The 14,198-nt window shown below is 40.4% G+C and carries 10 protein-coding genes; all 10 read left to right on the top strand.

The annotated features are described in order from the left end of the window. The first annotated feature begins 42 nt into the window (after positions 1-42). The 10 genes from OTG27_RS05180 (at position 43) to OTG27_RS05135 (ending at position 14,012) form a co-directional block, all read left to right on the top strand. Positions 43-663 (top strand): YphA family membrane protein, encoded by a 621-nt coding sequence (locus OTG27_RS05180; RefSeq protein WP_063575741.1) that lies wholly within the window; start codon positions 43-45, stop codon positions 661-663. Positions 664-1,160: 497 nt separating this feature from the next. Continuing rightward, a complete protein-coding gene (der, locus tag OTG27_RS05175; protein WP_034308039.1) occupies positions 1,161-2,471 on the top strand; it encodes a ribosome biogenesis GTPase Der in 1,311 nt (436 codons plus the stop codon). 16 nt (positions 2,472-2,487) lie between these two features. Beyond that, positions 2,488-3,540, top strand: a complete 1,053-nt coding sequence (locus tag OTG27_RS05170) for an NAD(P)H-dependent glycerol-3-phosphate dehydrogenase (protein WP_034308035.1) — start codon at positions 2,488-2,490, stop codon at positions 3,538-3,540. A gap of 375 nt (positions 3,541-3,915) precedes the next feature. Next, positions 3,916-5,253 (top strand): APC family permease, encoded by a 1,338-nt coding sequence (locus OTG27_RS05165; RefSeq protein ID WP_268936403.1) that lies wholly within the window; start codon positions 3,916-3,918, stop codon positions 5,251-5,253. Between the two features lie 851 nt (positions 5,254-6,104). Next, on the top strand, positions 6,105-8,210 hold the full coding sequence (locus OTG27_RS05160) for a sigma 54-interacting transcriptional regulator (protein WP_268591104.1): 2,106 nt from the start codon (positions 6,105-6,107) through the stop codon (positions 8,208-8,210). Positions 8,211-8,514: 304 nt separating this feature from the next. Next, positions 8,515-9,888, top strand: coding sequence for a putrescine aminotransferase (locus tag OTG27_RS05155; RefSeq protein WP_048681701.1), 1,374 nt, complete (start codon positions 8,515-8,517; stop codon positions 9,886-9,888). A gap of 698 nt (positions 9,889-10,586) precedes the next feature. After that, positions 10,587-10,784 carry a DUF2768 domain-containing protein gene (locus tag OTG27_RS05150; RefSeq protein WP_048681698.1) on the top strand — a complete coding sequence of 66 codons (198 nt, stop codon included), beginning with the start codon at positions 10,587-10,589 and terminating at the stop codon, positions 10,782-10,784. Between the two features lie 13 nt (positions 10,785-10,797). Further along, positions 10,798-11,523, top strand: coding sequence for a hypothetical protein (locus OTG27_RS05145; protein ID WP_268936402.1), 726 nt, complete (start codon positions 10,798-10,800; stop codon positions 11,521-11,523). Between the two features lie 233 nt (positions 11,524-11,756). Then, entirely contained in the window at positions 11,757-13,235 is a 1,479-nt protein-coding gene (spoIVA, locus tag OTG27_RS05140; RefSeq protein ID WP_034308024.1) for a stage IV sporulation protein A, read from the top strand. A 504-nt stretch (positions 13,236-13,739) separates the two neighbouring features. Beyond that, complete coding sequence (locus OTG27_RS05135) at positions 13,740-14,012, top strand: HU family DNA-binding protein (protein ID WP_034308023.1); 273 nt, start codon at positions 13,740-13,742, stop codon at positions 14,010-14,012. Positions 14,013-14,198 lie beyond the last annotated feature (186 nt).

The following is a 14,198-nucleotide window of genomic DNA, read 5'->3' as shown; positions in this document are numbered from 1 at the left end:
TGAATAAACAACCCATAATGTTCCTAAAAGGGGGGACGCTGCATGGATGGAATTATATTTTATTGGATTTCATGGATAGTTTGGGTCATTGTCATGTATTTTATTCCGAAAACGGTTCCCTTTCGTTTTGATTTTCTTTTTCATCTATTAGCCGTAATGGTATTAGCGGGCTATAAACTGGAGTCCCCGTTGGTTTCCGTGCATTTGAGCGGACCGTATCTTTTCTTTATTCTGTGTGTATATATTAGGAAGAAATCAATCATCAAGATGATGGAACTGATCAGCGGAAGTCTTATTATCACTCTCGCCTATGCGAGTTTTCAACTTTTTTCTTTACTTGATCCGATATGGCTCATAATGAAACCTTCTTATCTATTGTGTATTTTCCTGAATTATCTTATATTATTACTTTTTAAAAATTGGAAACATCGATTGTTCGTCCTTTTAATTGGGATGCTGCTGGGAGATATCATATATTCCGGATTACTTGCTTACCACTCTTTACCTTATGTGGCCCTTGCTTACGCATGGCATGATAATGCCGTGCTGGTATTGGGAGCAAACATACTGTGGAGAATGTTGGAACTGGTTGGCCAATACATTTATACAATTTCCCATTCGAGATTTTTATCAAAACAAGGAAAAGAGAATTTTAATCAATGAGTATGGAGAAAATTAGTATGGGGTATTAGCTGTTTTATCAAAAGGCAGAAATATAAATGGAACCAATTGGAATTGGAAGGCTTTTATTCATACAATCATTGTTGATTGGCGAGAAATTTGTTACTATAGGATAGTTAGAGGTCTGTAGATAAATCGTAAAATGCTCTAAACAATTAAAAAGGAAGCCGTATGCCGAAGCTTTCTTCATTTTTTTGGGCTGTTTAGAATCAAGTTTTAGCATGCAGAGGGTTCGGCTTCATGTCACCTAAGGAACCGGGGCGTCAAGTGGACAAACCGCCCGTGAATACCTGATGAGTTTAACTGAACATCAGTTGGGATTATCCTTACTGATGAAAGATTCCTTTAAATGATGATGAATACAACCTTTTCCTTTAAAAGGAAATTATGAAAATCAATAATGCAAAGCAACCGTAATAAATGCATTCATGAATTTCGTGACTTTGACAGAGATATAGTAGCAGAAAGGGTGAATAGCAATGCCAAAACCGGTAATTGCGATAGTCGGTCGTCCGAACGTGGGAAAATCGACAATCTTTAATAGAATAGTTGGAGAACGGGTTTCGATTGTTGAAGACGTTCCAGGAGTGACCCGGGACAGGATTTATAGTTCGGGTGAATGGTTGACACATGATTTCAACATTATTGATACAGGTGGAATTGATATCGGTGACGAGCCGTTCCTAGAACAAATTCGCCAGCAGGCTGAAATTGCCATTGACGAAGCTGATGTGATAATTTTTATGACGAATGGTCGTGAAGGTGTAACGGCTGCTGATGAAGAGGTCGCAAAGATACTCTATAAATCAAGAAAGCCGGTTGTCCTTGCAGTAAATAAAGTCGATAACCCAGAAATGAAAGATCAAATTTATGATTTCTATGCGTTAGGTTTTGGCGATCCATTCCCGATCTCCGGGTCTCATGGACTTGGTCTTGGTGACCTTCTGGATGAAGCGGCTAAACATTTCCCTAAATTTGACGGCCCGGATTATGCTGATGATGTCATTAAATTCAGTTTGATTGGAAGACCGAACGTAGGTAAATCTTCTCTGGTCAATGCATTGTTAGGTGAAGAACGCGTCATTGTCAGTGATATTGAAGGTACGACTCGTGACGCAATTGACTCTCCGTATAAGTATAATGGCAAAGAGTATGTCATTATTGATACAGCAGGGATGCGGAAAAAAGGCAAGGTGTATGAAAGTACGGAAAAATATAGCGTACTTCGTGCATTAAGGGCAATTGAACGTTCAGACGTTGTTCTTGTAGTCCTGAACGCTGAAGAAGGAATTCGTGAGCAGGATAAGAAAATTGCGGGATATGCCCATGAAGCGGGTAGGGCGGTCATCATCGTCGTCAATAAGTGGGATGCCATCGAGAAAGATGAAAAAACGATGAAGGATTTTGAAGAAAAGATCCGTGCTCATTTCCTGTTCTTGGATTATGCGCCAATCATTTATCTTTCTGCCTTAACGAAAAAACGGACACATACCTTAATACCGGTCATTGATCAGGCTAGTGAGAACCATGCTATCCGGGTTCAGACAAATGTATTGAATGAAGTGGTAATGGATGCCGTGGCAATGAATCCGACACCGACTCATAATGGAAACCGTTTGAAAATTTACTATACGACACAGGTAGCCATCAAGCCGCCAACTTTCGTCGTATTCGTTAACGATCCGGAGTTATTGCATTTCTCATATGAGAGATTTTTAGAAAATCGAATTAGGGATGCCTTTGGTTTTGAAGGAACACCAATACGAATTTTTGGACGCCAGAGAAAATAGTAAAGGTGGTTATACCGTGGTAAAAGAAAAAGAAAGTATCGCAGTGATTGGAGCTGGGAGCTGGGGGACTGCCTTAGCGCTTGTAATCGCTGATAACCAGCATGAAGTGAGATTATGGGGACATAACCAAAAACAAATCGATGAAATCAATCAAAATCATACGAATGAAAAATACTTGCCTGGGATTGAATTGCCTTTGGGGATTAAAGGTTATTCTTCCATTAAGGAAGCATTGGCCGGGATTGAAATAATAATCTTGGCTGTTCCGACAAAAGCCTACCGGGAAGTGCTTGGCCAGATTGAAGAGGCTCATGATAAACCGTTGACAATCGTTCATGTGAGTAAGGGAATTGAACCTGATTCCCTGCTTCGTATATCGGAAATGATTGAAGAAGTCTCTTCGTCAGAATGGCTTAAGGATATAGTGGTTCTTTCAGGACCGAGCCATGCAGAAGAAGTCAGTTTACGTCACCCGACAACAGTTGCCGTTTCTTCAAAGAATATGAAAGCTGCCGAAAGGGTTCAGGACATCTTTATCAATAATAATTTCCGTGTATATACGAATCCGGACTTGATTGGTGTTGAAATCGGAGGGGCTTTAAAGAACATCATCGCTTTAGCTGCCGGCATCACGGATGGTTTAGGCTATGGGGATAATGCCAAGGCTGCATTAATGACTCGAGGGTTGGCTGAAATATCCCGTCTAGGGGTGGCCATGGGGGCTAACCCACTAACGTTTTCAGGTTTAGCTGGAATTGGCGACTTGATCGTCACTTGTACAAGCGTTCATTCCCGTAATTGGAGAGCTGGGAATATGCTTGGTAAAGGGCAAAAGCTTGAAGAAGTTTTGGAAAACATGGGTATGGTCGTTGAAGGTGTCAGAACCACTAAAGCAGCCTATCAACTAGCCCAAAAGTACGAAGTGAATATGCCGATCACCGAAGCCCTGTACGATGTTTTATTCAATGGGGAAGAAGTGAAAAAGGCAGTTGACCTTTTGATGAATCGTTCAAAAACGAATGAGATGGAAGAACTTTTTAACATATTGGATAGCAGGCAGCAGGATTAATCTCCAATCTGTTGATTTTCATAAAAGAATTTCATTAAATTAGGCATTTGATGATGCGCCTTGCCGTGTATCAGCATACAATGCAACGAAAGTAAACTAGTAATTTGACCTCGGCACGGGGGATTTAGTCAAATGAGCAGAAGATATTTAAATATCTTCTGCTTTTTTTATTGGCAAAAAATCTTCTGTTTATGAATAATTGAATAGATTATTCAAATTTGCATAGAACATTCTACATATTTCCTTGTTTTTTGTTAAAAATCGACCCTTTTTTTTGGTATGAAAATTGCGAAGTGTAATAAGACCAACAATTTATAAGGGAGGCTAGGAAAGTTTGTCTTAACTTTTCTCGCATAAAAGGAAGGGGAATGATACATGCAAACAGGTAATCTGAAAAGGTCATTAAACTTGTGGCATATCGTATTGCTCGGTGTTGGATATATGACGCCGATGGTTGTTTTTGATACATTCGGGATAGTTTCCGAAAAAACCGGGGGGCATGTGCCGACCGCTTATATCATTGCTCTTTTGGCAATGTTGTTTACAGCAGCCAGTTATGGAAAAATGGTTAAAATATATCCGCAGGCAGGTTCATCCTATACGTACACACAAAAAACGATCAGTTCGCATTTAGGCTTCCTCGTCGGGTGGTCTTCGTTACTTGACTATTTATTTTTACCGATGGTGAACGGCATTTTGACAAAAATATACTTAACTGCTCTTTTTCCGGAAGTATACCCGTGGATATGGGTGGTGGCATTTGTCCTTTTAATGACAGTCATTAACTTATTCAATGTTAATTTTGCGGCCAACTTTAATAGCTTCCTGGTTTTTTTTCAAATGTTGGTCATCATCATTTTTGGGGCACTTGTCGTTAAAGGAGTCATGGGTGGAGAAGGGACTGGAGAGGTCTTGTCGGTTCATCCATTCATCGGGCCCCATATGGAAATCTCGTCGCTCATAACTGGTGCTACAATCCTTTGTTTTTCTTTTTTGGGATTTGACGCAGTCACTACTTTATCGGAAGAAACACCGAATCCATCCAAAACGGTCCCCCGGGCCATCTTTTTGACTGCCCTGATTGGAGGGGTTTTATTCGTGACGGCATCAGTCTTTACACAGTTATTTTTCCCGGATGTTTCCCGTTTTAGCGATCCTGAAGCAGCTTCTCCGGAAATTGCCCTTTTCGTGGGCGGGAAGTTATTTCAGGCATTCTTTCTTGCAGGAACCTTATGCGGTACGCTTGCCTCCGGTCTTGCATCTCACGCTAGTGTTTCTAGGTTGCTATATGTCATGGGGCGTGACCAAATGATTCCGAAAAAACTATTTGGGTTTGTCCACCCCAAGTACAACACGCCATTTTTTAATGTCATTTTTGTCGGGTCGATATCACTGGTTGCCTTATTCCTTGATTTGGTTACGGCCACTTCCCTCATAAACTTTGGGGCATTAATCGCTTTTACCTTCGTGAATATTTGTGTAATCGTCCATTCGATAAGAAACAAAAGCTTCAGAACGATTAAAGGTTTTCTTTCAACTATTCTGTCCCCGGTTTTAGGCGCGGCTTCGGTCTTCATCCTTTGGCTTAATCTCGAGATGAGTTCCTTGATTTTAGGAATAGTCTGGGCGGTAATTGGGATTGTTTATCTTCTATATCGGACAAAATGGTTTACGGAATCCCCTCCGTTATTCCAATTTGAAAAAGCACAGTGAATTTATTCTACTGTTTCATTACACGAGGGAGGGTGTTATATGCCTGATGAGAAATGAAGAGGTCATTAATGCTATTGCTTGTTGTCTATTTCCGTTCATGGCGTTAGCAACATGTATTCAGCGCTTAGGGCAAGAATATGTCGCTTAGTATGGTGCCCGGGAGCTTTCATGGTAATGCTTTTCCCGGCGTACGGTTATGTAATGTTGGCAAAGTCATTCCTTCTGCAGGTTCGGTATAGGTTTATATGTCCATTTATACATACGCCTGTTTTTGCAGGTTAGTCGACACTGATGGATTAATTATTCATTTCAATTATATTGCTTTTAATAAATTTCCTTCTGTACTGACCTTTCCATAAGCTTTGAATTTACTGATTATTGTGACGGATCCCTTGTCATGGTTGGGAAAGTGGGTGTTATTTATCTGGGAAATTATGTAGGGGGATGAATAAGGAATAGTGACGGGGGCAGAAGCATGGAAGCATATATGTTACCCTTGGTTCCTTATAGTGTTGAAAACAGGGTATGAAGCCGTAATGACGGTATGGAGGGAGCTGTCCTATCTGTATAAAAACCCCTGGCAGAGGACGGCCATCCATGAATCATAACAAACAGGAATAAGCAAAATTCAAACATGATTGGAATGTATAAGATAAGGTGGACGGTCCTTTATAAAATAAGTCTAAGCTGCATATCAGGTTTTTAGGTCAAAAGGGTCCGTTTAAGGACCCTTTTGTCGTGGGATGAGTAAAGGTAAATGCTGGATATGAGTAATGGTACCTCTTATTTTTTATCTTGCAATTCGGAATTGTGATAAAATATAGGTTAGGTTACAAAAGGAGAGTGAAACTGTGTTATCTATTCCGGATGATAAAATTAGACCATTCATAACTATAACAATTGATCAGCCTACATTTTCAGACCAAAATATTCATGAGATACAGGAACCTTTCTTCTTTCTTATGAAGGAAAATCAAGTGTTTGCGTATATCCGCATGGATGACCTCCCGTTAAATGAAAAAATAACGACAGTCGATCAGCTTTTACAGTATGCTTTTTCGATTGATAATGTCTGTAAATTGCACCCTAACATTTCCTTGCCGCATTTGTTTCAAATTATCGGTGAGCCTATCGTACTGATAAAAACGGATGATGGCCTGCTAACCGGTTATGTAAAAAGGGAAGATGTATTAGCTGAATTATTCAAGCAGGATAGCAAACAAAATTTAGACCTGTTAAATGTTATATTAACCTCCATTCCTATGGGGATATTTGTGGCTGATAAAGAAAAGAATATCGTGAACTTCAATGAATCAGGCTTGAAGATGATAAAAAAGCCTTCTGAACAAGTCCTTAATGAACCTGCTGCGAGCATCTTCAATAAGCAGCATATACATAGCGTGTTTGCCAGCGGGAGCAGTATTCTGAATCAGTTGGAGATTACTGATGTCATGAGTGTGCTTGTCGACTATAGCCCGATTCTGAACCATGAAAAAGAAGTCGAAGGTCTGATCATCATTGTTCAGGATTTACCGATGGTTGAGGAAATGGCCATGGAAATAGAATTGATAAAAAGCTCGAATAAAGATTTGAATGCCATTTTAGCGAATATCTATGATGAAATACTTGTAGTCAATCAAAAAGGAGAGCTGCTGCGCTATAGTGACAGCATCATCTCGGGATTCTGGGGGAAGGACTTAAAAGATTATATCGGGAAGAATCTCTTGCAATTAGAGGATGAAGGGATTTTTAATCCTTCGGTAACCCGGTTAGTCCTTGAACAAAAAAAGAAAGTATCGATTGTCCAAGATACGAAAATGAATAAGAAAGTCCTTTCCGTCGGCACTCCTGTGTTCAATGAAAAAGGGGAAATAGATCGAATAGTCATTGCATCAAGGGATATAACGGAAACGACACAATTGAAATCGGAATTAAATGAAATGAGGAAAGAACTGGACTCTTTCAAAAAACAGGATCAATTTTATAAAGAGTTGGTTTTTGCAAGTCCTAAAATGGAGCAGATAATCAGCCAAGTCAAGAAAATCGCCCATTTTTCATCTACTGTATTAATTAATGGGGAGTCGGGAGTAGGTAAAGAAGTGATAGCTGAAGCCATTCATAAAATGGGCAGGCGATCTAAAATGCCTTTCCTGAAGATAAATTGCGGGGCGATTCCGGAAAACCTTCTCGAAAGTGAATTGTTTGGTTATACGAAGGGTTCCTTTACAGGAGCGGATAAAAATGGGAAGGTAGGATACTTTCAGCAGGCTAATAAAGGTGTTTTATTCCTGGATGAAGTTGGTGACATGCCCATACATCTGCAAGTCAAGCTGCTGCGGGTGCTCCAGGAACAGGAAGTGATTCCGATTGGCAGCACTACACCCATTTCCATTGATGTTCAAATTGTTGCGGCCACGAATAAGAGTCTGGAAAAAATGGTCGAGATGGGCACGTTCCGGGAAGATTTATTCTATCGGTTGAACGTCATACCCATACATGTGCCCCCATTAAGGGAAAGGCCGGAAGATATACCGCCGCTAGCCTTTCATTTCCTGCAAAAACTGAATGAAAGGTATCAGCGGAATTATCACTTTTCCCCTGATGCATTAAATATACTTGAAGTCTATACTTGGCCGGGAAACATTCGTGAGTTGCAGAACATGATTGAAAGATTGGTTGTTTCTGCAGATGAAGAGATGATCGATGCTGACTTCATTCAAAGGTTCATACCTGTGGGTAGTGACTTTAAACAAACGAAACCCATCATTACGAGAATCCTTCCGCTGCAGGAAGCGCAGGATCATGTGGAAGAACAATTGATCATGCTTGCCATGAAACAGTATAAAACCACGACCAAAGCGGCTAAAGCGCTCGGGATAAGTCAATCGTCAGTGAGCAGGAAGTATCAAAAAGTGTTAGCTGAACAAAGTAAGAAAATCGAAAATGATGCATTTTGATCAAAAGCCGTTGCCGAGTGATGCAAATCACTTTTCAACGGCTTTTATTTTTATGAAGGCATTTTCGAAGCTTTTCAATGATTTCCCAAACTTGATTATGCAAAGTGAAATAACGATATGCATATTTGCATAGTTTTAGAGTGGTTTTTTTAAAAAAATGCGATTTTATTGGTTAATTAACTTGGCATGCTTCTTGCTTGATTAGTAAGTATAAGAAAAAAGGGAGGTAAGCATCAAAGTTTCATAAAACAAGCAAACTTAATTAACCCATCAACTAAAGCTATAAAAAAAAGGAGATTATAAAATGTCAATTAACGTAGAAAGTAAAAACACTCAAGCTAACCAATCAGCAACTCAAGATTATATTAAAAAGGTGCTTCAACTAATCGAGCAGAAAGAAATTTCAAAAGAAGATGCACAGTGGGTAACAAGAGAAACGGTCGAGAATTTCCGTAACCATGTAAACCCTGGGTTTTTGGAATACCGGAAGACGGTCACTAAAGACACACAGTTCGCTTCGGTGGAGTGGTCTGATCAAGATTCCTGTTTTACGGATGTAAATGGAAAAAAATATATTGATTGTTTAGGTGGCTTTGGTATTTATAATGTTGGCCATCGTAACCCTAAAGTAGTAAAGGCAGTAACCGATCAATTGCAAAGACAAGCCCTTCATAGCCAGGACTTACTTGATCCATTACGTGCAATGCTTGCCAAGATCCTTGCCGAAATCACACCGGGAGATCTAAAATACTCATTCTTTACGAACAGCGGTACCGAGAGCGTGGAAGCTGCACTTAAGTTGGCTAAAATGTACAGTGACAAATACACGATCATTTCCACGACAAAATCATTTCATGGGAAAAGCCTTGGTTCCCTATCGGCAACGGCAAAGGGCATGTTCAGAAAACCGTTCATCCCGTTGGTTCCAGGTGTGCGCCATGTACCGTTCGGTGATGTGGATATGATGAGAAAAACGTTTGAAAGTTGTGCATTGGTCGGTGAAGATGTTGCTGCTGTGCTGTTAGAGCCTATTCAAGGTGAAGGAGGGGTCATTCTGCCTCCGCAGGATTATTTAAAGCAGGTTCGGGCATTATGTGACGAATATGATGCGTTATTGATCTTGGATGAAGTGCAAACAGGAATGGGACGGACAGGTAAAATGTTCGCTTCTGAGCTATATGATGTTGTTCCGGACATTATTTGTTTAGCGAAAGCATTTGGTGGCGGTGTAATGCCTGCAGGCGCTGTTGTAGCCAATGAGAAAGTATTTAAAAGCTGGTTCGACAATCCATTCATGCATACTACGACATTTGGTGGAAATCCATTAGCTTGTGCTGCGGCCATCGCTACGATCGACGTACTTTTGGAAGAAAACTTACCGCAGCGTGCTGCGGAAGTTGGAGAATACTTCTTAAATGGGTTAAGGGAAGTGGCTGCTGAGCACAAAGATAAGGTGCTGGAAATCCGTGGCCAAGGATTAATGATCGGTATTGAGTTCCATAAAGATGAAGTGGGTTATGAATTCTCAAAAGCCCTTTTTGATAAAGGCATCTTGGTGGCAGGTACGCTTATTAATTCCAAAACAATCAGGATCGAGCCATCATTGACTATTAAGCTGGATGAAGTCGATACAGTAATTAAAGCGTTTAAAGAAGTCTTGCCAACTCTTCAATCTTAATTAAAAAAAGCGGAAAAACAGCCTTTGGCTGATTCAGACTGTAGATAAAAAGGTTTCGGAATGGTATCATTCCGAAACCTTTTTGAATTTGTAGCAGTTTTAGATAATGATGAACTCTCCAAGGTCATTATTTCCACCATTTCTCCCCTTCGTCAAGTCCAGGTGGCCATCTTCTTTACATGAATGGGAACCTCCATTCTACTAATCTGCAAGAGGTATTCTAAGTAAACATTTCAAGCTGATCAAAGGTATCCTCACCACCTCGAGTATTCATCCTTAAATAAGGAGCTTATCTTCCTGTTAACACAAGGTTGACTGGAACGGAACGTACGAGACTCCTGCGGGAAAGCGGGGCCAAGGGAGACCCCACAGGCGCTAATAGAGCCGAGGGCGGACCTTCCGGTAAAGCGAGTGCCCTACGTTCCAATCAACGATCAAATTTTAAACACCTTAAAAAACTGTCGACAAACTCAATTATTATCGAGTTTGTTTATAAACTGAAACAGTCATTGCGCTGTTTTTTTGTTGCTTGGAGGAGGGAATAATTACATATTTCTCGTTTTATAACTGGATCTCAGAATTTTTTTTCACGAGAACGAGTAATGAAAACGGGAATTACACAGATTGGACAAGGATTTAATTCCTTTAACGTAATTTGGTATGTTATAATAATTTCTGGAAAAAGGAGTGATGAAGATATGACACCTGCCCTGCAAAAAATGTGGATATCCTTTATAGCTATGGGCTTTATGGTTATCTCTATATTTCTAATCTACTTAAGCCGCTATAAATTAAAAGGTTTTTGGAGAGTCTTGACAGCAATTATCGCATACATACTTATGATTCTGGCCGGCTTGATCATCCTTATCGTTGTTCTTAGCGGGCCAACCACTTGATAGGTGAGGAGAAATGATGAGAAATTTTTTCAAAATATTATGTTTATTATGCATCTCTGTATCATTATCCGGCTGCTTATATCCGGAGAAGCAAAAAATGCAAAACCAACTGCCTTATAAAGAACAAATACAATCCGTCCAAAGTGCAGTGGATCAATTTCAGAAGGATGAAGGCGGCATACTGCCGATAGTTACTAAAGATGCAGGGACACCGATTTATCAAAAATATGTCATAAAATTTTCTAAGATTTCGCCGAGGTATATGGCTGAGCCGCCTGACAATGCCTTTGAATCAGGGGGTGTCTTTCAATACATCCTCGTTAATGTTGAAAAAGATCCGACTGTAAAGCTGTTGGATGTCAGGATGGCGCAGAAGATTCAGGATGTTTCCTTGAGGTTGACTGCCTATCAGCAAAGCAACGGATACCCGCCGTTTAAGGAAAGGTTATCCGATAATGTCTTCACGCTTGATTATGAAAAGATGGGCCTGAAGGAAGCTCCGACGGTCACGAGTCCATTTTCACAAAAAGATTTATACCTTGTAGTCGATGGTCAAGGCAGCGTTTTTGTTGATTATACCCCGGATTTACTTGAGGCATTGAAGAAGAATGAGGGGAAAATCAAGCAAGGTGAAGATATCCGGGAACTGCTGGTGCGGAGTTCGGAGTTCGTCCCTGCCTATTCGTTACCATATACAATTGATGAAAAAACAAATACTCCAATATTTCTTACAAAATAGGCATAACCCTTCTTCTGCAAAATATATTGTAGGGGAAGGGTTATTTCTTTTATCTTTATTTCATCTTACTTTTAAAATAACAACCCTTATATAAAAATTTCTGGTGGAGGAAGGGATTGAACCAGGGAAATAAATGGAATAAATTTTTAGGACAACATCATAGATATATATTGTCCTAAATAAATGCAAATGGATAAACGAAATCCCAAAACTCTAATTCGGGAGGGGATACCTTGGAAAAGGTAGATATTTTTAAAGATATAGCTGAACGGACCGGTGGCGATATATACTTGGGGGTGGTCGGTGCCGTCAGGACTGGAAAATCCACATTTATTAAAAAATTCATGGAGCTAGTCGTCATTCCGAATATACCGTCTGAGGCGGACCGCGCCAGGGCACAGGATGAATTGCCACAAAGTGCTGCCGGAAAGACGATCATGACGACGGAACCCAAATTCGTACCGAACCAGGCAGCATCGATTCAAGTAGCTGAAGGTCTCGACGTGAACATCCGTTTAGTCGATTGTGTCGGTTATACAATACCCGGGGCAAAAGGGTATGAGGATGAAAATGGTCCCCGCATGATTCACACGCCTTGGTATGAAGAGCCGATTCCGTTCAATGAAGCTGCCGAGATCGGTACTCGTAAAGTAATTCAGGATCATTCCACATTAGGCGTGGTCGTTACGACGGATGGTTCGATAGGAGAAATCCCGCGAAGTGATTATTTAGAGGCCGAGGAAAGGGTCGTCGAAGAATTGAAGGAGGTTGGCAAGCCATTTATCATGATTGTCAATTCCGTTCAGCCTCACCACCCGAATACGGTAGCACTGAGGGAATCCTTGCAGGAAAAGTATGATATCCCCGTATTGGCCATGAGTGTCGAAGGAATGCGGGAATCGGATGTTTACAGTGTACTGCGCGAGGCCTTGTACGAATTTCCTGTTCTCGAGGTCAATGTTAATCTCCCTAGCTGGGTAATGGTTCTGCGCGAGGATCATTGGTTAAGGGAAAGTTACCAGGAAGCGGTTAAAGAGACAGTCAAGGACATTAAGCGCCTGAGGGATGTTGATCGTGTAGTCGGTCATTTCAATGAATTCGAGTTCATTGACCGTGCAGCGCTTGCAGGCATTGAGATGGGGCAGGGGGTTGCAGAAATAGACCTATACGCCCCGGATGAACTATATGATGATATTCTGAAGGAAATTGTCGGTGTGGAGATTCGGGGCAAGGATCATCTGTTATCATTGATGCAGGACTTTGCGTATGCGAAAGCAGAATATGATCAGGTGGCCGATGCGTTGAGAATGGTTAAACAAACTGGATATGGTGTCGCAGCCCCATCCCTTAACGATATGAGTCTTGATGAACCGGAAATCATCCGCCAGGGAGCCAGGTTCGGTGTCAGGCTAAAAGCTGTAGCTCCTTCCATCCATATGATCAAGGTCGATGTCGAATCCGAATTCTCGCCAATCATCGGTACGGAAAAGCAAAGTGAGGAATTAGTACGGTATCTGATGCAGGATTTCGAAGACAATCCACTTTCCATTTGGAACTCCGATATTTTTGGAAGAAGCCTAAGTTCCTACGTAAGGGAAGGCATACAGGTGAAATTAGCGATGATGCCAGACAATGCACGCTATAAATTAAAAGAAACACTTGAGAGGATTATTAATGAGGGCAGTGGCGGTTTGATTGCCATCATCTTATAGAAAACGTTTAAGACCGGACCAACTCCATTTATGGATTGGTCTTTTTACGTGGAAGAAACGGCAGGATCGAAAGAAAAATATCATTTATGAACGCTAATATTTGAATTAATCTGCTGTTCTTTAGTATAATCTTGAAAAAACCTTGTGGTTAAGCGATTTTCAGCAATATAATAAGTTTAATTTCTATAAAAAAGGGAAATGATGAATAGCGAAAGACAAAATTTATAATATATACAATTATTGATGAAAAGATTCCCATTATTTTTTGAATTCCCTTGCTAAGCTTATAGGATTTGTGATAATCTACATACAGAAAACGCGTTATAACAGCGATTTCAACCTATTTATAAATTTCTGAATGAATTATTTGGAAATTAAATCGGCTTGGTAATCCCTGATTGTCAGGGAATGAAAATTTTTTGACCGAAGCTAATATCAAATCACTATTATAGTGTTGTAATAATGATTTTTTATAAAGATTCCTTTTGGGAGGAGGTGAATGGCATGAACAAAACAGAATTAATTAATGAAGTTGTTACAGCAACTGAAATTTCTAAGAAAGACGCTACAAAAGCTGTTGATGCTGTTTTTGATACAATCTTAGAAGCTCTAAAAAACGGTGATAAAGTCCAATTGATCGGTTTTGGTAACTTTGAAGTTCGTGAACGTGCGGCTCGTAAAGGGCGTAACCCACAAACTGGTGACGAAATCGAAATTGCAGCTAGCAAAGTGCCAGCTTTCAAACCCGGTAAAGCGCTGAAAGATGCAGTGAAGTAATTCTACCATTACATACGGGTGCTTAACCGAAAAGGGCCGCGTGAAAACGCGGTCCTTTTTTTGCTTCTTAATTTCCATCTGTGATAATATAAAAGACAGTGAATATTTTAGATACGCTCCAGATGGTAAATCTGTCACAAGAAAATACCCATCCGAAACCGCTTCTGGCGAAACCGCCTTTAAAGG

This window comes from Peribacillus sp. AS_2 (assembly GCF_026891895.1).
GTDB classification, from domain to species: Bacteria; Bacillota; Bacilli; order Bacillales; family DSM-1321; genus Peribacillus; species Peribacillus frigoritolerans.
This window is presented reverse-complemented; position numbering and strand designations above follow the sequence as displayed.

What these genes read in the sequence shown, in the direction of transcription:
- OTG27_RS05150 (WP_048681698.1), top strand. Translation starts at nt 10,587, where the DNA reads ATGACACCTGCCCTGCAAAAAATGTGGATATCCTTTATAGCTATGGGC.
- OTG27_RS05145 (WP_268936402.1), top strand. Translation starts at nt 10,798, where the DNA reads ATGATGAGAAATTTTTTCAAAATATTATGTTTATTATGCATCTCTGTA.
- OTG27_RS05135 (WP_034308023.1), top strand. Translation starts at nt 13,740, where the DNA reads ATGAACAAAACAGAATTAATTAATGAAGTTGTTACAGCAACTGAAATT.
- OTG27_RS05155 (WP_048681701.1), top strand. Translation starts at nt 8,515, where the DNA reads ATGTCAATTAACGTAGAAAGTAAAAACACTCAAGCTAACCAATCAGCA.
- der (WP_034308039.1), top strand. Translation starts at nt 1,161, where the DNA reads ATGCCAAAACCGGTAATTGCGATAGTCGGTCGTCCGAACGTGGGAAAA.
- OTG27_RS05165 (WP_268936403.1), top strand. Translation starts at nt 3,916, where the DNA reads ATGCAAACAGGTAATCTGAAAAGGTCATTAAACTTGTGGCATATCGTA.
- OTG27_RS05180 (WP_063575741.1), top strand. Translation starts at nt 43, where the DNA reads ATGGATGGAATTATATTTTATTGGATTTCATGGATAGTTTGGGTCATT.